Annotated in this window: 15 protein-coding genes; 8 read left to right on the top strand and 7 right to left on the bottom strand. The window is 71.4% G+C overall.

What is annotated here, in order from left to right; translation table 11 throughout:
- Positions 1-99: 99 nt before the first annotated feature.
- On the bottom strand, positions 100-696 hold the full coding sequence (locus BLA60_RS20930) for a TetR/AcrR family transcriptional regulator (protein WP_075134643.1): 597 nt from the start codon (positions 694-696) through the stop codon (positions 100-102).
- Between the two features lie 85 nt (positions 697-781).
- Here BLA60_RS20930 and BLA60_RS20925 point away from each other — a divergent pair, with 85 nt between their 5' ends.
- Together BLA60_RS20925 and BLA60_RS20920 are read left to right on the top strand one after the other, a co-directional pair.
- Positions 782-1210 (top strand): nitroreductase/quinone reductase family protein, encoded by a 429-nt coding sequence (locus tag BLA60_RS20925; RefSeq protein WP_075134642.1) that lies wholly within the window; start codon positions 782-784, stop codon positions 1208-1210.
- Positions 1211-1676: 466 nt separating this feature from the next.
- Positions 1677-2903: a trypsin-like serine peptidase gene (locus tag BLA60_RS20920; RefSeq protein WP_084735150.1), complete on the top strand. Its 1227-nt coding sequence runs from the start codon at positions 1677-1679 to the stop codon at positions 2901-2903.
- 48 nt (positions 2904-2951) lie between these two features.
- Here BLA60_RS20920 and BLA60_RS20915 read toward each other — a convergent pair whose 3' ends face one another.
- A complete protein-coding gene (locus BLA60_RS20915) occupies positions 2952-3353 on the bottom strand; it encodes a helix-turn-helix domain-containing protein (protein WP_084735149.1) in 402 nt (133 codons plus the stop codon).
- Between the two features lie 287 nt (positions 3354-3640).
- Entirely contained in the window at positions 3641-4018 is a 378-nt protein-coding gene (locus BLA60_RS20910) for a DUF5997 family protein (protein WP_075134639.1), read from the bottom strand.
- Between the two features lie 59 nt (positions 4019-4077).
- Between BLA60_RS20910 and BLA60_RS20905 the strand changes: the two genes are divergently transcribed.
- The 6 genes from BLA60_RS20905 (at position 4078) to BLA60_RS20875 (ending at position 12072) form a co-directional block, all read left to right on the top strand.
- On the top strand, positions 4078-4794 hold the full coding sequence (locus BLA60_RS20905; RefSeq protein WP_075134638.1) for a LysR substrate-binding domain-containing protein: 717 nt from the start codon (positions 4078-4080) through the stop codon (positions 4792-4794).
- 15 nt (positions 4795-4809) lie between these two features.
- Positions 4810-5145, top strand: coding sequence for a hypothetical protein (locus tag BLA60_RS20900; protein ID WP_075134637.1), 336 nt, complete (start codon positions 4810-4812; stop codon positions 5143-5145).
- A 110-nt stretch (positions 5146-5255) separates the two neighbouring features.
- Entirely contained in the window at positions 5256-6554 is a 1299-nt protein-coding gene (gene nhaA, locus BLA60_RS20895) for a Na+/H+ antiporter NhaA (protein ID WP_075134636.1), read from the top strand.
- Positions 6555-6650: 96 nt separating this feature from the next.
- Entirely contained in the window at positions 6651-7808 is a 1158-nt protein-coding gene (locus BLA60_RS20890) for an NAD(P)/FAD-dependent oxidoreductase (RefSeq protein WP_075134635.1), read from the top strand.
- A 78-nt stretch (positions 7809-7886) separates the two neighbouring features.
- Positions 7887-9056, top strand: coding sequence for an NAD(P)/FAD-dependent oxidoreductase (locus tag BLA60_RS20885; RefSeq protein ID WP_075134634.1), 1170 nt, complete (start codon positions 7887-7889; stop codon positions 9054-9056).
- 133 nt (positions 9057-9189) lie between these two features.
- Positions 9190-12072 (top strand): AfsR/SARP family transcriptional regulator, encoded by a 2883-nt coding sequence (locus BLA60_RS20875; protein WP_084735148.1) that lies wholly within the window; start codon positions 9190-9192, stop codon positions 12070-12072.
- Between the two features lies 1 nt (position 12073).
- Here the strand turns inward: BLA60_RS20875 and BLA60_RS43445 are convergent, their stop codons facing one another.
- From BLA60_RS43445 to BLA60_RS20855, 4 genes are all read right to left on the bottom strand, one after another.
- Positions 12074-14812 carry an MFS transporter gene (locus tag BLA60_RS43445; protein WP_075134633.1) on the bottom strand — a complete coding sequence of 913 codons (2739 nt, stop codon included), beginning with the start codon at positions 14810-14812 and terminating at the stop codon, positions 12074-12076.
- A gap of 448 nt (positions 14813-15260) precedes the next feature.
- The gene (locus BLA60_RS20865; RefSeq protein ID WP_075134632.1) at positions 15261-16811 is read right to left on the bottom strand and encodes a long-chain-fatty-acid--CoA ligase; all 1551 of its coding nucleotides are present in this window, start codon (positions 16809-16811) and stop codon (positions 15261-15263) included.
- A gap of 52 nt (positions 16812-16863) precedes the next feature.
- On the bottom strand, positions 16864-17643 hold the full coding sequence (locus BLA60_RS20860; protein ID WP_211288797.1) for a helix-turn-helix transcriptional regulator: 780 nt from the start codon (positions 17641-17643) through the stop codon (positions 16864-16866).
- Between the two features lie 81 nt (positions 17644-17724).
- The gene (locus BLA60_RS20855) at positions 17725-19230 is read right to left on the bottom strand and encodes an MDR family MFS transporter (protein ID WP_075134631.1); all 1506 of its coding nucleotides are present in this window, start codon (positions 19228-19230) and stop codon (positions 17725-17727) included.
- Positions 19231-19276 lie beyond the last annotated feature (46 nt).

The following is a 19276-nucleotide window of genomic DNA, read 5'->3' as shown; positions in this document are numbered from 1 at the left end:
CTCCGTCGATCTCTCGGGTCGCGGCGGTGTCGTCCCGCGTGAGCGGGGTTGGTTTGTGTGGGTTCGGGTGAGGTGGCGTTGACGATGTGACAAGGCCGGTCAGGGGTGGCAGATGCGGTGGATGAGGTTCTGCCAGCCGGTGGTGAGGCGTTGTTCCGTTGGGCAGGTGGTGGCGTCCAGTTCGGACTTCGACAGGTACAGCAGCAGCGGCCCGTCCAGTGCGGCGGTGAGTTGGATGGCGAGCAGGTCGAGGTCGACCGGGCCGAGGTCCAGTTGGGTGAGGAGCATTCGGATGTGGATCCGGGAGAGTGGTGTCGCGGACCCCGCCGGCGCCGGTTGGCGTCCGTCGAGGGCGGCGCGGGCGATGTCGTGGTGTTCCAGGAGGAAACGGATCCGGGCCTGGCCGTAGGCGATCAGACGCTCACGCGGCGAAGCACCGGGGCCCAGCGGCGGCGGGCCGGACAGCACCCCTTCCTGAAAGGCGCGTTCGTTGTCGTCCAGGAGGGCCTGGAAGATGCCTGACCTTGTGCCGAAGTGGCGGAACACCGTGCCTTTGCCGAGGCCAGAACAGTCGGCCAGGGCGTCCATGGTGATCCGGTCGGGCCCGTGGTCGGTGAGCATCGTGCGGGCGGTCGCCAGCAGGTGATTCCTGTTGCGGGAGGCGTCGGCGCGCGGCGGGCGACTCGTGAGGTCCACGGGGCGACTCTACGTCCCGGGAATGTAAGCGGGGTGAAGTCCGTTTACTGCCTCGACGAGACGACGAGACGAGAGGAGAACAGCCATGACCGAGCAGGCCACGGACTTCAACACCCAGGTGATCGACACCTTCCGCGCCAACGACGGCGTCGTCGGCGGGCCCTTCGAGGGCAAGGAGCTCGTACTGCTGCACCACGTCGGTCGCACCTCCGGCCGTGAGCGGGTCGCGCCGCTGGTCGCCGCCCGTGACGGGGACGACTACCTCGTGTGCGGCTCGCTGGGCGGCGCGCCCAAGGACCCGGCCTGGGTCGGCAACATCGAGGCCGGACCGGGCACCACCACCATCGAACTCGGCGGGCGCACACTGCGGGCCCGCACCACCGTCGTCCGCCCCGACTCCGCCGACTGGGCACGGCTCTACGGCATCTGGGCCGCCTACTGGCCCGCCGCCGCCGAGTACGAGACCCACACCTCCCGCAAGTTCCCGATGATCCGGCTCCAACCGGTGAACTGACCACGCCGCCGCCGCGCCGCGGGCACCAGGTCCGACAACGCCTGGTGTCCGGCGGGGGCCAATGCCCCGGCGTCACGCTCTGGCGCACGTCACCGCCGTCGCACCGGGCGCTACGGGCCAGGCTCCGCGAGGCCGAGGCCATCGCCGAGAAGTGCTCGGCGTCCTCCTGCGACATCTGGGTGGAAGCCCGCGCCGGGCACTGCGCCGACGACCGTGCACACGGCCCGAACTGGCAACAGCGGGCGCGGCACGCCTGGGCCTCGTGGAGAACGTCGGCCGGCGGTCGGCGCGGCACCCGACCGGCGTGCTGATCGATGAGCTGGCCGGCGAGCGCGAAGGCCGGACATCTCGAAAAGGCCGCGAAACTCGACAAATCAACTGCCAAGTCGCAACCACTCCCCTCCTCGTTCTCGGTCGCGTAGATCTGAAGAGACCGCGTACCAGAAACAGATGTCGAGGAGCAGCCATGGGGAGACCGAGCAGAATGTTGTTGGCGCTGGCCGTGGCAGCGCTTGCCGCGGGCGCCCTGACGTCAGTGGCCTCCGCATCCACCAGCGCCGGCTCCGCCATCGCGCCGGCACCGGCACCCGCGCCGAAGCAGGCGGCGACCAAGGTCGGTGACGAGATCGCCGTCAGTCAGGCGTTGGGTTACGCCAGCGCCGACCAGCAGACGATCAGCCACCCCGGCGCCACCTACATCAAGGTGCACTTCGCGTCGATGCGGCTCGCCCCCGGTGACTACGTGACGGTGGCCAGCCCGGACGGCCGCGAGGTCCACACCTACCACGGTGACCCGGCGCTGGGTGCCGCCGAGGCCGGCGACGCCGACGTCACCGAGCACGGCACCCGGGGTTTCGCCGCGATGTCGGTCGACGGGGACACCGCCGTGGTCACCCTGCACCGCACCGCCGCCCGGTCCGCCTCGGCCACCAAGGGCCTGGGGCTGACCATCGACCGGTACTGGCGTGGGTTCACCCAGGACGAGGTGGTGGCCGCCAACCCCGGCCTCTACAGCGTCTGCTCCTCCGACGGCCGCCGCGACGTGGTCTGCTACCGCACCAGTCACCCGACCGAGTTCACTCGTTCAGGGGCCGTGGCGCGGCTCCTCATGGGCGGCGGGGCGTGCACGACGTGGCGGGTCGGCAACACCAACCGGCTGCTGACCAACAACCACTGCATGTCCACCCAGTCCGCGGTCGCCGGCTCCGAGGTGCAGTTCGGCTACCAGTGCGCAACGTGCGGCGGCAACAACCCGGGCACCGTCACCAAGGTCAGCGGCGCGACGCTGGTCAAGACCAGCACCGGCGGTTCCGGCCAACTGGACTACACCCTCTACTCGGTGAACAGCTTCAGCACCATCCAGGGCTTCGGCACGCTGTTCCTGGAGACCAGGGCACCGTCCAGCGGCGAGCGCATCTACATCCCCGGCCACGGCGACGCCAGCCCGAAACGCCTGTCGCTGTACCAGGAGTCCGGCCAGACGTCGTACTGCACCGTCGGCAACGGCAACTACAACACGTGGAACATGAGCTACAGCTGTGACACCTCGGGTGGCAACTCCGGCTCACCGGTCCTCGCGTCGTCGTCACACCGGGTCATCGGGCTGCACCACCTCGGCGGGTGCCCCAACAACCAGGGCGCCAAGATGAACCTGATCTACCAACAGATCCAGAGCCTCATCGACAACGGGTGACGTCCGAGTTGGTGCCCTGCCGCGAACCGGCAGGGCACCAACTCCGTCTCACCCGAACCTGGTCTCCAGATCGCTGTAGGCACGCGCCAACAACCAGTCGATCGCCATGACCACTTCCGCCCTCGTCGGTTGCGGCGACGGGCCCGCGTCGTCGCCGAACCGCTCCCGACCGACGGCCTGACCCCGCCGGATCATCTGCTGACGCTCCCGCTCCACCAGCGGCCAGAGCGTGGCGAGTTCGCCACCCGCGCCCAGCAGCCGGTCCGCCCGTGCGGGCAGGTCCTCAGGTGGCCACCGGTCCCCGGTTTCCACCTTGCTCAAATGGGAATGGTCGTAGCCGAGCAGCTCGCCGAGTTCCTGCTGGGTCAGGCCGCTGCGTTGGCGCCAGAACCGCAGCCGCCATCCGAAATAGGAACACAACGATGCGGAGGGTTGCAGATCACGGGACATCTGTACCCCCGCCTAGAACGCCCGCGAGCATTCTACCGAATGAAAACATGACATTCTCCTTGACGATGCAGGGTAAGGAGATCAGTAATTCACCAGCGAATCCACTGGCGCGCAAGGTAGTCAGCTGCTGGTCGCCACCTCCGTCCCGCGCACGAGGACCTACCCAGAGTGTGCTCACCGCATGTACTGGCTGTCAACGACCCTGATCAGCCACCATTCCGGGAGCCCATTTCGAAAACGGGAGGAGGAATTGATTTCGAAAGGCGCCGGGTGAAACCGGGGAAGGGCTAGGCGTTGCCGCCCCGGACCCGCAGCCGGGCCAGTTCGTTCCTGACCTCGGTCTGGGTGGCGCGTTCGCGGGCCAGCCAGTCCGGGTTGGTGGCCTTCAGCTCGTCGATCTGGGCGGTGGTGAGCGGCTCGGTGAGGCCGGCCCGGGTGAGGCCGCTGATCGACACGCGCAGCTTCGCCGCGACGACCTGCCGGGGGTGCGGGCCATCGCGGCGCAGGTCGCGCAGCCAGGTCGGCGGGTCGGACTGCAGGGCGTTCAGCTCGTCACGGGACACGACGCCGTCGCGGAACTCGGCCGGGGTGGCGTCGAGGAGGACACCCAGCTTCTTCGCCGCGGTCGCGGGCTTCATCGTCTGGGGTTTCTTGCGCGACGTCATGGAGTCGAGGGTATCGCCTCGGGTACCCGGGGCCCGGCCGTACCCGATAGTCTGCGCACGTGGCGGGCTCGGACGTACCTTCACCGTTGCGGCTCGCCCATGTACCCGGGGTCAGCCCCGGCAAGTGGGTTCGGACCTGGCGGGAGCGGCAGCCCGAGGTCGAGCTGGTCCTGCTCCAGGTCGCCGCCGCCGAGGCCGAGGCGCTGGTGCGTGAGCGGGGCGCCGACGCCGTCCTGCTGCGGCTGCCGATCGACCGGACCGGCCTGTCCGCCATCCCGCTCTACACCGAGACGACCGTGGTCGTGTTCCCGAAGGACCACCACCTGGCCGCCGCCGACGCCGACGCCGAGCTGGCGGTCGAGGACATCGCCGACGACGTCGTGCTGCACCCGCGCGACGACGTCCTGGACTGGGACGGCCCGCCGGGGCGGCCGGCGGTCGAGCGGCCGGCCACGACCGGTGACGCCGTCGCGCTGGTCGCCGCGGGGGTCGGGCTGCTGGTCGTGCCGCAGTCCCTCGCGCGGCTGCACCACCGGCGCGACCTCACCTATCGGGCGGTGGCCGGCGTGCCGGCCTCCCAGGTCGCGCTGAGCTGGCTGGCCGAGGAGACCACCGACGACATCGAGACGTTCGTCGGGATCGTCCGGGGGCGGACCGTCAACAGCTCGCGGGGACGCCAGGCCCCGGATAGGGCCGTCAAGGTCGTCAGGGCGAGGCCGAACGCCGACCAGCGGCGAGGCGGCCGGCGTGCCAACACCCGCCGCAGGCGCGGCTAGACAAGGGAGAACGTCATGGCGGAACCCGTTCTGGTGTCCATCGCGGCCGCGCTCGCGGCGAAGGCGGCGACGTCGCTGTACGAACTGGTCAGGCGGACGTTCGCCGGGCGCGAGGACGCCGAGGCGGCGCTGACCGCCGCCGAGGGCGCCGCGCCGGACTCGGCGGAGGTGGCGGCACTGGCCGACCAGCTCGCGGCGGCCGAGCGGGCGGATCCCGAGTTCGCCACGGAGCTGCGGGGCATCTGGGGACAGGTCGGCGCCACCGACGGCGGGGTGGTCAACCAGATCACCGGCACGGTGTCCGGCAAGGTCGTGCAGGCGCGTGACATCCAGGGCGGCATCAGCTTCTGAGCCCGACACGCCCAGTGACGGCGCGGGAGCTGGGATGATCGAGTAAAGTCGCAGGTGGTGTGCCGGGAAGACTGGTCGGCGAAGCGTTGGACCGACCCGTCTGGAGGACCATGTCACCCGCCGCACAGTCCCGGTTGTTCCGTCGTGGGTCGTGGCCGGAGGCCCGGCGCATCGGCGACATCCTGCGGGCCGAGACCGTCGGCGGGGTCCTGCTGGCGATCGCCGCGCTGGTGGCGTTGCTGTGGGCCAACTCACCGTGGCGAGACGGGTACGCCTCGCTCGCGGAACTGCGGGTCGGGCCGGCGGCGCTGCACCTGGACCTGACGCTGGCCCAGTGGGCGGCCGACGGGCTGCTGGCGATCTTCTTCTTCGTCGTCGGGCTGGAGCTCAAGCGGGAGTTCGTCGCCGGTGACCTGCGGGATCCCCGGCGCGCGCTGCTGCCGGTGGCGGCCGCCGTCGGCGGGATGATCGTGCCGGCGTTGATCTACGTCGCGGTGAACAGCGGGTCGCCGCGTTACCTGGACGGGTGGGCGGTCCCGGTCGCCACCGACATCGCGTTCGCGCTGGCCGTGCTGGCGTTGATCGGCAGCCATCTGCCCTCGGCGCTGCGGATGTTCCTGCTGACGCTGGCCGTGGTGGACGACCTGCTGGCGATCCTGATCATCGCGATCGTCTACACCAGCGACCTGGCGACGACCCCGCTGCTGCTGGCGTTGGTGCCGATCGCGGTGTTCGCGCTGCTGGTGCGGCTGCGGGTGCGGTCGTGGTGGGCGCTGCTCCCGCTGGCGGTCGCCGCCTGGGTGCTGGTGCACGAGTCCGGTGTGCACGCCACGGTCGCGGGTGTGGTGCTCGGCTTCACCGTGCCGGTCCGCCGGCGCGACCAGGAGAGCGGGCCGGGGCTGGCCGAGCACTTCGAGCACCGGTGGCGGCCGCTGTCGGCCGGGTTCGCGGTGCCGGTGTTCGCGTTCTTCGCCGCCGGGGTGTCGGTCGCGGACGCCGGTGGGCTCGGCAAGGCCCTCGGCGAGACCATCACCCTCGGGGTCATGGGTGGCCTGGTGCTGGGCAAGGTCGTGGGGGTCGTCGGCGCCACCTATCTGGTCCAGCGGTTCACCCGCGCCCGCCTGGCCGAGGGTCTGAGCTGGTGGGACGTGCTGGGGCTCGGACTGCTCGCCGGGATCGGCTTCACGGTGTCGCTGCTGATCGGCGAACTGGCCTTCGGCAGCGGCACCGCGGCCGACGACGACGTCAAGATCGCCGTGCTGCTCGGCTCGCTCACCGCCGCTGCGCTGGCCACGATCGTCCTGCGGTTGCGCAACCGGGTGTACCGCCGGCTGCACGAGGAGGAACAGGTCGACGCCGACCACGACGGCATCCCGGACGTCTACCAACGCCCGGAGCAGTCCACTTAGGACATCGCGGGGGATGACGCACGTCACGGGCGGCGGTGTCAGGCCGCCGGCCACTGTCTCGTTCAGGGAACAACCGAACCAGACAGGAGCGAGCCCATGCCGCACCGCATCGTCGTTCTCGGGGCCGGGTACGCCGGCGCGTTCTCCGCCAACTACCTCGCCCGCCAGCTCGACCCCGACGACTTCACGATCACCGTCGTCAACGCCGAACCCGACTTCGTCGAACGCCTGCGGCTGCACCAACTCGCCGCCGGGCAGGAGTTGCGCCACCGGCCGCTCACCGACGTCTTCGCCGGCACCGACATCCGGTTGCGGGTCGCCAGGATCACCGGCATCGACCCCGGCCAGCGAACCGTCTCCGTCGTCGACGACACCGGCGGCGACCAGATCCGCTACGACACCCTGCTCTACGCGCTGGGCAGCACCGCCGCCGACCACGGCATCCCCGGCGTCGCCGAGCACGCCTTCCACGTGGCGGCCCGGCCGGCCGCGCTGCGGTTGCGCGCCCGCCTGGACGAACTCGGCGACGACGGCAAGGTGCTCGTCGTCGGTGGCAACCTGACAGCGATCGAGGCCGTCACCGAGATCGCCGAGTCCCGCCCTGGGCTTCGGATCAGCCTGGTCACCAGCGGCGAACTCGGTGGCTGGCTGGGCCAGAAGGCCCGCCGTCACCTGCTGCGCGCGGTCGACCGTTTCGGCATCACCGTCCACGAGAACACCACGATCGAACGCGTCGAGGCGTCGGCGGCGGTCGCCACCGACGGCACCGCGTTCGTCTCCGACGCGACCGTGATGGCCGCCGGTTTCGCCGTCCACCCGATCGCCGCCGCCAGCGGCCTCGCGGTGGAGCCCAACGGCCAGATCACCGTCGACCGGCAGATGCGGTCGGTGTCGCACCCGGACGTCTACGTCGCCGGCGACAGCGTGTTCATCATCGGCAACAACGGCCAGCCGCTGCCGATGTCCTGCGCCTCGGCGGGTCCGACCAGCAAGCAGGCCGCCGCGGCGATCATCGGTGACCGCACCGGGCGCAGGATTCCGACGATCTCGATGTCCTATGTGGGCAATCACATCAGCCTGGGCCGCAAGGACGCGGTCTACCAACTGGTCGACAAGCAGGCGCGGTCCAAGCCGGGGGCGCTGCGCGGTCGCACCGCCGCGCGGGTGAAGTCCGCGATCCTCGACACCGCCGCCTGGGCCGTGAGCCACCCGACCTTCGGGAAGCCGGGCCACAACTACGCCGCCGCCGAATAGTGGCGTGCGTCCTATGTTGTCACGTTCTTCTCCGGCGCGGTGTCTGGTGCCCGAACCCCATGGAACGAGGGAGACATCATGAGCAGGAACACAGAGGTCGTCGTGATCGGTGGCGGGTACGCCGGGGTCATGGCGGCGAACCGGCTGACCAGGCGCACGGACCTGACGATCACCGTGGTCAACCCGCGCCCGGTCTTCGTCCCCCGGCTACGGCTGCACCAACTGGTCGCCGGCACCCACGACGCGGTCGTCGACTACCAGGAGGTGCTCGCCGAGCGCGTCGGCCTGGTCGTTGACAACGCCACCCGCATCGACGCCGCCGGGCGCCGGGTGACGCTGTCCGAGCACGGCAACCTCCACTACGACCACCTGGTGTACGCGGTGGGCAGCGGCGCGCCCCTGCCGCGGGTGCCGGGTGCGGCCGAGTTCGCCTACCCGGTCGCCACGCTGGAGTCGGCGCGGCGGCTGAAGTCGGCGCTGATGGACCGGCCGATGTCGGCCGAGGTGACGGTCGTCGGCGGTGGCCCGACCGGGATCGAGGTCGCCGCCGAGCTGGCCGAGCAGGGGCGGTCGGTGACGTTGGTCTGCGGTGGGGTGCTTGGCCCGTACCTGCATCCGCACGCCCGGCGCACCGCGCACCGGTACCTGGCCGGGCTGGGGGCCGACGTGGTGGAGAACGCGCCGGTCACCGAGGTGACCGGCGAGACGGTGGAACTGGGCGACGGTCGCACGCTGGCGAGCCAGGTGACCGTGTGGACCGCGGGGTTCGGTGTGCCGGACCTGGCGGCCACGTCGGGGCTGCGCACCGACACCGCCGGCCGGCTGCTCACCGACGAAACCCTGACCAGCGTCGACGACGAGCGGATCGTCGCGGCCGGTGACTCGTCGGCGCCGTCGGACCTGCCGTTCCGGATGAGCGCGTACATCGCCGGGTGCCTGGGCGCGCACGCGGCCGACACGGTCCTGAGCCGGATCGCCGGTGAGCGGCCGGCGCCGGTCAACCTGGCGTTCCCGGCGATGTGCATCAGTTTCGGCCGGCGGACGGCGATCTTCCAGATCGGCCGCCGGGACGAGACGTCGACGCGGGTCTACTTCCGGGGGGCGCTGGGCAGGAAACTCAAGGAGTTCTCCTGCGAGTCGAGCGTGAAGCACCTGGTCACCGAGGCGGGCAAGCCCGGTTCGCACACCTGGCCCAAGGACGAGAAGTTCCGGCCGAACGTGCTGCGCACCCCCGCCGAGATCGTCTGACCCCCACGCCGGCGCACGGCGACGTGCGCCGGCACCCCACGACGATCACCCAGTGAATATTCATGATGCGCACGGTAGGAGAAATCTCCCGTAGGCTGGGGGCGGGCCCGCTGAGCCAGTGGACGGGTGGGGCATGGATTTTCGGGTGTTGGGGCCGGTGGAAGTCCGCGCCGACGGGCGGGTGACGGTTCTTTCCGGGCGGCCACGGCTGATCCTGTTGGGTGTTCTGCTGGCGCGGGCAGGCCAGTGGGTCCCCGCCGACGTGCTCGCCCGCGCGCTGGCGCCGGACTCCCTTCAGGTCCACATGCGACAGTTGGCCGACCTGCTCGGCGACCGGCTCTCCTTCGACACCACCGGCGCCCGGCTGCGGGCCCGGCCGGAGGAGATCGACGCGCACCGGTTCGACGCGCTGATCCGGGCCGGCATCGAGGAAGGCGAACCGCAGCGGGCCGTCGACACGGTCGGGGCCGCGCTGGCGTTGTGGCGCGGGGCGGCGTTCGCCGACGTCCTGGCCGACGTCGAGGTGCCCGAGCTCGCCGAGTGGTCGCGACAGCTCGCGCAACAGCGCCTCACGGGGATCGAGGCGCTGTTCCGGGCCCGACTGACCATCGGCCCGCCGGACGCGGTCGTCGGTGAGCTGGCCGAGCTGGTGGCCGAGCATCCGTCGCGGGAACCGTTGCGGGCCTTGCTGATGGTGGCGCTGCACCGGACCGGCCGCCGGGGCGACGCGATCGAGGTGTACGAGCGTGGCCGCCGGATCCTGGGCGGTGCCGAGCCGGGCGAGCAGCTGCGCGCGGCGCACCAGCTGCTGCTCGCCGGGGACGCCCCGGTGTCCTTCGCCGAGGCGCTGGGGCGGATGCTCGAGCAGCGCCGGATGTCGTGGCGGCGGTTGGCCGAACTGGCCGGCTACACACCCGGCTGGCTGAGCAAGATCAAGAACGGCGCGCCGCCCTCGGCCGAACTGGCCCAGCGGGTCGACCAGGTGCTGGAGGCCGGCGGGCGGCTGGCCGCCCTGGTCCCGTCGGCCGGACCCGTGCGGGCGGCACGCCTGCCAGCCCCGGCGGCGACGTTCGTCGGGCGCGAAGCACTGCTGGACAGGGTGACCGAGGTGTTGGCACGGCCGGGAATGCCCGGCACACCGCGCCTGGTCGCGATCGACGGCCCGCCCGGTGTCGGCAAGACCGCGCTGGCGCTGCGCCTGGCCCGCGAGATCGCCCCCCACCACCCCGACGGCCAGCTCTACGTCGACCTGCGCGGGCACGCGCCGGACGGGCGCCCCAGGGTCGCCGAGGACGTCCTGGAGGACTTCCTGACCGCGCTGGGCATCGACCTGGTTCCCGCCGGGCTGGAGCCGCGCGCGGCGCTGTTCCGCTCGGTGCTCGCCGACCGGCAGGTGCTGGTCGTGCTGGACAACGCGGCCGACTCGCCGCAGCTGCTGCCGCTGCTGCCGGCGTCGGCGAGCTGCGCGGTCGTGGTCACCAGCCGCCACCGCCTCGGCGGGCTGCCGATCGGCGGGGACCAGCGCGTCAGCGTGGGCCCGATGGCCGAGAGCGAGTCGATCGCCCTGCTGGAACGGGCCATCGGCGCCGAACGGGCAACGACCGAGCCACACGCCGTACGGGCACTGGCCCAGCGGTGCGGGCACCTGCCGCTGGCACTGCGGATCGCCGGCGAACGGGTGGTACTGCACCCACACCTGCCCGTCGGCGACCTGGCCGACGCGCTGGCCTGCGAGGAACGCCGCCTGGACGCGCTCACCACCGACGACCCTGCGCCGCTGCGGGCCGTCTTCTCCTGGTCCTACCGCGACCTCGGCCCCGACGAGGCGCGGATGTTCCGGCTCGCCGGACTGCACGCCGGCGCCCACGTGAGCACCGGCGCCGCCGCCGCCCTCGCCGGACTCCCCCGCCGCGACGCGCGCCGGCTGCTGGACCGGCTCACCAAGGCCCACCTGCTGGAGGGTCTCGACGGCGACCGCTACCGGATGCACGACCTGCTGCGCGCCTACGCCGCCGAGCAGGCCGTCCTGGAGGACCCGCCGCACGTGCGGACCCTGGCCGTGCGGCGCGTCGTCGACTGGTACCTGCGCAACACCTACGCCGCCAACCACACCCTCGCCCCGCAGCGCACCGACCCGCCGCTCGCGGACTCCGAGTTCGACGTCGAGGTCATCGACTTCCGCTACGAGACCGCGCTGCGCTGGTGTGAGACCGAGCTGGAGAACATCGCCCTGGCCACCAGAATGGCCCTGGACGCCGGCGAGAACGTCGCCGCGTGGAAGCTGCCGGTCGGGTGTTTCAACTTCCTGTACCTGCGCAAGCGCTGGCCCCGCTGGGTGGCCACGCACGAGATCGGGTTGCTCGGCGCCCGCCGGGCCGGGGACCGGTTCGGTGAGGCGTGGGTGCTCAACAACCTCGCCATCGCCCACCGCGAACTGCGCGACTTCGACGAGTCCCGGACGTGTTACCTGGAGGCCCTGGCCATCCGGCGCGACATCAACGACCGGGTCGGCGAGGCGTGGACCCTCACCGGCATCGGGTTCCTGGACATGGAACTGACGGCCGTCGACGACGCCGCCGAGTACTTCCGGCAGTCACTGGAGATCTTCCACGACACCGCAGGGAACCGTGACGGTGAGGCCATTTCCCTGGCCAACGTCGGTGACGTCCACCGCGCGTCCCGCCGCTACGAGATGGCGCTGGAGTCGCTGCGCGCCGGCCTGGAGGTCTTCCGCGGCCTGGCCGCCCACTGGGGCGAGGGCTACACCCTGGTCAAGCTCGGGGACACCTACCGCGAACTGGAACAGCCGGCGAACGCGTTGGCCTGCTTCCACCTCGCGCTGGAGGCGACCCGCAAGTCGGCCGACCGCTGGGGCGAGGGCGACACCCTCTACAAACGCGGCCAGGTGCTGCTCGACCTCGGGCACACCGACCAGGCCAACGAGTCCCTCGCCCAAGCCCTGGGCATCTTCGAGGAACTGGGCGACCCGCGCGCCGCGTACCTGCGCGAACGGTGACTCACGCCGTGCGGTCCTCGGCGACGGCGACGGTCCGGACCTGGTTGCGGCCCCGGTCCTTGGCCACGAACAGCGCGTCGTCGGCGGCCAGCAGCACGTCCTGGAAGTGGGGCCCGACGGCCGGATAGGTGGCCGCGCCGATGGACACCGTCAGGCCGTCGATGATGCCCGCGTGACCCGGAACCGCCACCGGGATGCGCAGGGTGCGGATCAGCGCGCAGAGGCGTTCGCCGAGCCCGACCAGATCCTCCTCGGTGGTCTGGGGGCACAGGACGACGAACTCCTCACCGCCCCAGCGTCCGACCAGGTCGTCGCGGCGCACGGATCGGGACAGGGTTTCGGCGAGGGTCTTGAGGACATGGTCGCCGACGACGTGGCCGTGGGCGTCGTTGACCGACTTGAAGTGGTCCAGGTCGATCATCAGCACGCCGACGACGGTGTCGCCGCCCCTGGCCCGTTCGATCTCGCGGGTCGCGACGTTCGCCCACGCCGTGGCGTTGGTGAGACCGGTCTTGGGGTCGGTGGCCGCCGCCTCCTCCAGTTGGCGCAACAGCACACTGCGGTGCAGGACCAGCAGGGCCGGCACCATCAGCACCGGCCAGGCGGGGTACGCCACGAACAGCAGCGTGGTGATCGCGCCCAGGCCCAGCGTGCCGAGTTCCAGCGCGTTCTCCCGGCCGCTGCCGTAGGCGCGGCGCAGGTCAAGGCGCCCCTCGTAGAGGCAGATGGCGGCACCGACCAGACCGGAGTTCACGACGGCGAACGCGAGCAGCGCGGCGAGGACCGTGCCGACGGTCGCGAGTTCGCTCCACTGGGCCATCTCGGTGGTGTTGATGCCGTTCGTGATCATTCCGACGGTGTGCGCGGCCAGAATCATGCTCATGGCGGAGAAGATCAGCCGGTACGCGTGCACACCCCGGACCCGGTACCAACTCCGCCAGAACAGATGCAGGTAGAGCACGGCGACGACCGAGGTGACCAGAATCGGCGGCAGCAGCACACCCGCGGGAATCACCCACACCGACGTGAAGTTGACGTGCGGCGAGTCGTTGAACCGGCGGCGGACCCGTTCCACCTCCCGGGTCAGCTCCGCGACCACCAGGCCCAGCACGACGATGACCGCGAACACGGTCAGCGCGCCGGCCGTGATTCCGGTGCCGAGTCCGATGTACGCCGTGACCCCGACCGCCGCCACGTCGACGGCGACGATGAACGCCAGCGCGCGGCCCGGCGCCCGCCACAACGGCCACCCCCTCGGCCACCGTGACGGCGCGATCGCTGGGGCCGTGCTGACTTCCGGCAGGGTCAGTAGCGGCCTTCGGGTGACAATGGTCGGGGTAGCGCCCCCTGAGCCACGCTCGGCGGCGGGTCCATCGAGAGGAGGTGCCGACGATGATGGGTAAGGACTGGTGATGTCGGGGTGCGTCGTGGCGCCATCGATGCCGGGGTCGATCCCGTCATCGTCGCGGGCACCGTCGCGGGCACCGTCGTCGGTGTCGGCGGCGGTGTCGTCAGCGATGTCGTCAGCGGCGGCGGGCTCGTCGGCGTGGGGGTCGCGCCATGACGCACCCATCAGCCAGGACAGCAACGCCCCGGCGGCACCGGCGATCGCGATCGCCGTGGGCGGGTCGGTCAGCTCGGCGAGCCCACCGGCGGCGAGCATCGCGAGTCCCTGCGAGGTGAGCAGGCCGGTGCTGGCGATGCCGACGGCCGCCGCCCGGCGGTGGTCGGGAACCCGGCGGGTGAACGAGGCCTGCGCGAGGATCAGGTAGGCGGTGGAGAACGCGCCGGACACCGCCCACAACGCCACCGACACGGCCACGTCGGGCCGGATCACGCACACCGCCAGCGGAATCCCCGCCGCGACGGCGAACGGGGTGATCAGGGCCGTACTGGCCTTCTCCGGGATCCGCCCGACCAGCCAGGCGCCGACGATGCTGCCGATCGGGTCGGCCGCCAGCAGCAGCCCGACCACGATCGTCGAGGCGCCCAGGCTCGCCGCGTAGGGGGCGGCCAGCCCTTCGGGGACGACGTAGAGGCCGACCAGCCAGGACACCCCGACCAGCCAGCGCAGGTGCCGGTCGCGCCAGATCAGCCGCAGGGCCGCGCGCGTTCCCTGGGAGTCCGGGTCGTCGTCGGGGGCGCTGGCGCGCGCGGCCGGGCGGTGGCGCACCCCCACCCACACCACGACGGTGGCGACCAGGAACGTCGCCGCGTTCAACCCCAGTGCCAGGTACGGGTCGAGCACCACGAGCAGCGCTCCGCCGCCGAGGAACCCGGCCAGCTGGGCGGACTGGTTGGTGACGGTGCGCAGGGCGAGCCCGGAGACGTAGAGGTCGCCCTCCAGCACGGTGGGCAGCAGCGCCTGCTGTGCGGCCTTGAACGGGCCGCCGGCCAGCGCCAGCACGAACACGAGCCCCATCAGCACGGGCAGCGGAAGGACGGGCAGCGCCATGGCGGCGGCGGCGATCGCCCGGAACAGGTCGACGACGACCATCAGCTCGCGTCGGGGGTAGCGGTCGGCGAGCCCGGACAGCAGGGCGCCGCCGAGCAGGGCGGGGAGGTAGGTGAACGCGTAGGTCAACGCCGTGAGGCCGGCCGAGTCCGTCTCCCGGAAGACCAGTACCGCCAACGCCACCCTGGCCAGCTGGTCGCCGAAGATCGACAGCAACTCGGCCACCCATAACGCACGGAACTCGCGAACCGCGAGAACCGCCCGGAATCGTGCCTGACGCGCCATTCCGTCCCCATTCCCCAGTCCCGACGGACGCCCCCTGGACATCCCCAGACGCCGAGTGCGATCGACAGTAAGGGCACCGACTGCGACCGCTCAGTAGCTATCGGCCAAAAGTACCCCAACGGAGCACCTGGCTACTCACCGTTGCGACAACGAATCCGGGGCTGGCATTGGGGAAGGCCGACGGCGATGGGGCGTCTTCGCTGGCCAGGAAGGACATCCGGCGGGGTGGGGGAATCGGTGGCCGGTGTCACCGGCACCGTCAGGATTAATCGGCGCGGTCGGATCGGGTGGGGCACCACGAATCCGACCGATCAGGACGCTGACCTGACGTGCCGGGAGCCGCCGGGGCGACGGTCAACGGAATCTGGGAGTGTCCGCGCACCAACCCACTCGATACGAGAAATGTGTGCGCTTTCATCACGCGCGATTCCGTTGACCGTCCCCCGGTTCACGAATCAGCGGGGCCCGACGTCCGCAGTTCGCGTTTGAGGATCTTGCCGGTGGCCGTCATCGGGAGCGTGTCGCGCAGCTCGACGATCCGGGGGTACTTGTAGGCCGCCATGTTCTCCTTGCACCAGGCCACGAGCTCGTCGGCGGTGACCGGGCCAGCGGGGATCACGTACGCCTTGACCTCCTCGCCGTGCGAGTCGTGGGGCACGCCGACCACCGCGACCAGGGAGACGGCGGGGTGGGTCATCAGCACCTCCTCCAGCTCACGCGGATAGACGTTGAAGCCACCCCGGATGATCATGTCCTTGGTGCGGTCGATGATCGCGTAGTAGCCGTCCTCGTCGCGGGTGGCGATGTCACCGGTGCGGAACCAGCCGTCGCGCAGGACCTCGGCGGTCTCCTCGGGCCGGCCGTAGTAGCCCTTCATGACGTTGTGGCCGCGCACCGCGATCTCGCCGGGCCCCTCGCCCTCGATCGGGTTGCCGTCGTCGTCGACCAGGCGCATCCGCACGCCCCACAGCGGGAAGCCGATCGTGCCGGGCTTGGTGGGGCGGCTGAGCTGGTTGAAGCACACCGCCGGGGAGGTCTCCGACAGGCCGTAGCCCTCCAGGATCGGGATGCCGAACGTCGACTCGAAGTCCTTGAGGACCTCGACCGGGCAGGACGCGGCGCCGGACACCGCCAGGCGCAGCGTCGTGGGCACCTCCGCGCCCTCGGAGTGGATCGTGGACAGCATCGCCCAGTACATCGTCGGCACGCCGGCGAACATCGTCACGTTCTCGCGGCGCATGAGGTCCAGCGCCTCGCCCGGCTCGAAGCGCGGCAGCAGCACCAGCGTGCCGCGCCGGCGCAGGCACACGTTCATCACCGAGGTCTGGCCGAACGAGTGGAACAGCGGCAGCACGCCGAGCGCGACGTCCCCGGCCGGGTCGGCGGGGAACATCTCGTCGCTGACCAGGGCGTTGATCAGCATGTTCGCGTGGGTCAGCTCGGCGCCCTTGGGCTGGCCGGTGGTGCCGGAGGTGTAGAGGATGGCCGCCGTGTCGTCCGCGCCGGTCCGCACCGTCTCGAACTCACTGGACATGCCCCCCAGAGCCGCCCAGAACACCTCCCCGTGCTCCGACCCGGTCGCCAGCGGATCGGCGGGCAGGACGACGAACTGCTCGCAGCCGGCGGCGGCGTCGAACCCCGCCCGCCCGCGCTCGCCCATCGGCAGCTCGGCGGTGCCCTCGAAGCAGAACAACGCCTTGCTGTCGCTGTCGGTCAGGTGGTACTCGATCTCGCGGGGCTGGAGCAGCACGTTGAGCGGCACCACCGTGGCGCCCGCCTTGAGGATTCCGAAGTAGACGAACGGGAAGTACGGCACGTTCGGGCACAGCAGCGCGACCTTGTCGCCCCGGCCGATCCCCCTGGCCACCAACAGGTTCGCCACCTGGTTGGCGACCGAGTCCACCAGGGAGTAGGGCAGGCGCAGATCCCCGAAGACCACGGCGGTGCGGTCCGGTACGGCGCGGGCACTGTCTTCGAGGATGACCGACAGATTGAGCATCGCCCAAGCATGGGACGGCCCTGCCCGCGAGCGCTTGTACGAACGTGCCGACTCACGGCACCCAGTCGATGGCGGCGGCCAGCGTGGACGGCGCGCTGCCGAAGTTGTGCCGGAAGACCCGGCTGAAGTGCGGCCCGTCGGTGAACCCGGCACTGTGCGCGGCGGCGGTCAACGTGTGGCCGTCGGCCACCAGGCGGATCGCGTGCTGGAGCCGCTGCCAGCGCACGTAGGGCCGCAGCGGGATCCCCACCTGCGCACTGAACAGGTGCGCCAACCGGCTCGGCGACAGATGCACCTCGGCGGCCACCGCCCCGAGCCGGACCGGCCCCCTGGCCAGCAGCGTCGGGATCACCGCGACGGCCCGCTCCACGGCCGGATGGATCACCGGCCGCGCGTCCCGGTCGTGCCCGGCCCAGTCCTCGACAACGGCCAGCGCGGCGCAGGCCCCCGCGTGCCCGTCCGCCGGCCGCGCGAAGGTGAACGGCGCCGACCGACCACCACGCGAACGGTCGGCGAAGGGCGGCCCCCAGGTCCGCGCGCCGGCTCCCGCGCCGGAGCGGGCCAGCAGGAAACGGCCGGGCGCGCTGCTGGGTTCGAGCTGGGCGAGGATCGCGCCGTGCGCGCCGGTGGTCAGCGTGTGCGGCGTGTCGTGCGGAACGACCGCGAGCCGGGTGGTCAACGACCGGCCCCACGCGTCCGCCAGGGTGAACGGCTCGTCGGCGACGATCAGGTGGACCGCGTGGTGGGCGTGGACCTGGTTGGTGCCGATGGTGCCGCCGTAGAGCAGCAGGCCGGGGCGCAGCAGGCACCAACCCCGCCACAGGTGTGTCAACCCGCCTCCCGCCAACGCCCCAACGGCGCCCGCACCGTAGCGCCACGTCAGGCCCGTTGCCAAACACCGGAACCAGGCGGATCAGGGGGCGGGGGTGCCTTCCCGGTCGCGGCGGGCGTGGCGGGGCAGGGCGAGGGCCGGGAAGATGATCAGGGCGGTGAGGCCGAAGGCGATCCAGAACGCGAAGCCGAACGCGTTGGCCAGCAGTGGCCCCACGACCGGGATCATGTCGGGTTGGACGTCGCTGACCTGTTCGCCACCGCCCGGGGCGTGCAGGCCCCGGTCACTGAGTTGGTCGGTGAGACGTTGGGTCAGGGCGGTCACCAGCAGCGCGCTGCCCAGTGACGCGCCGACCTGCTGCATGGCCGACAGGGTCGGCGCCGCCCGGGAGACGGCCTCCTTGCTGAGCTTGGTGTACGCGGCGGAGATCGTCGGCATCATCACCGCGCCCAGGCCCATGCCGCGCACGAACAGGGCCACGCTGAGCCACACGTAGGACGTGTCGACGCCGACCTGGGTGAACGGGAACGTGCCGAGCAGCGCCAGCACGAGACCGACGGGCACGACGTAGCCGGCACCGATCCGGTCGGTGAGCCGGCCGCCGATCACGATCGCCACGATCGCGCCAAGGCCCTGGGGGGCGAGCAGCAGGCCGGCGTGCAGCGCGCCCTGACCGCGCACGGTCTGGTAGTACAGCGGGAGCAGCAGCATGCCCCCGAACATCCCCATGGCGACCAGGAACACGGCGATGGTGCCGCTGGCGAACACCCGGTTGGTCAGCAGGCGCACGTCGATGATCGACGCGGCGCCCCGGCGCAGGCTGTGCCAGGTGTAGAGGGCCAGGCCCACCACCCCGCCGATGAGCCAGCCGATCACGTCCCACTCGCCGAACCCGCCGTGGGTGCTGGCCTCCGACAGCCCGTACAGCAGGCACGCGAGGCTCACCGAGAGCAGGACCAGGCCGCGCAGGTCGATCCGCCCCGGGTCGGCGACCGCTCCCCCGCCGGGGAGTTTCCAGACCGCGAGGACGACGGCGAGGATGCCGACGGGGACGTTGACCAGGAAGATCCAGTGCCAGCTGGTGTACTCGACGAGCAGCCCGCCGAGCACCGGCCCGAACACCGGGCCCAACAGCATCGGCACGCCGATGATGGACATCGCCCGCCCCAGGCGGTCCGGACCGGCGGACCGGGTGATGATCGTCTGACCGCCGGGCAGCAGCATGCCGCCGCCCAGGCCCTGCACCATCCGGAACGCGATCAGGCTCTCGATCGACCACGCCGCCGCGCACAGCGCCGAGCCCGCCACGAACAGGCTCACCGCCGTGATCCACGCCGTCCTCGCCCCGTACCGGTCCATGAACCAGCCGGACAGCGGGATGACGACGGCGACCGCGAGCAGGTAGCCGGTGACCACCCACTGCGTCGTGGACAGCGGCGCGTCCAGCTCGGTGCTCAGCGAGTCCAGGGCCACGTTCACGATCGTGGTGTCCAGCGCGACCATGATCATGCCGGCGACGACGACGAGCCCGGTGACGATCACCTCCCGGTCGAGCCGGTCCGGGTGCCCGGCGGTGGAACTAGCCACGTCTGGTCCCGGCCGCGGTGCCGTCCACTGTGGTCGTTCGTGGACG

It is taken from the genome of Actinophytocola xinjiangensis (assembly GCF_001921215.1).
GTDB lineage: Bacteria > Actinomycetota > Actinomycetes > Mycobacteriales > Pseudonocardiaceae > Actinophytocola > Actinophytocola xinjiangensis.
The sequence above is the reverse complement of the archived record's forward strand: the minus strand, read 5'-3'. Positions and strand labels throughout refer to the sequence as shown.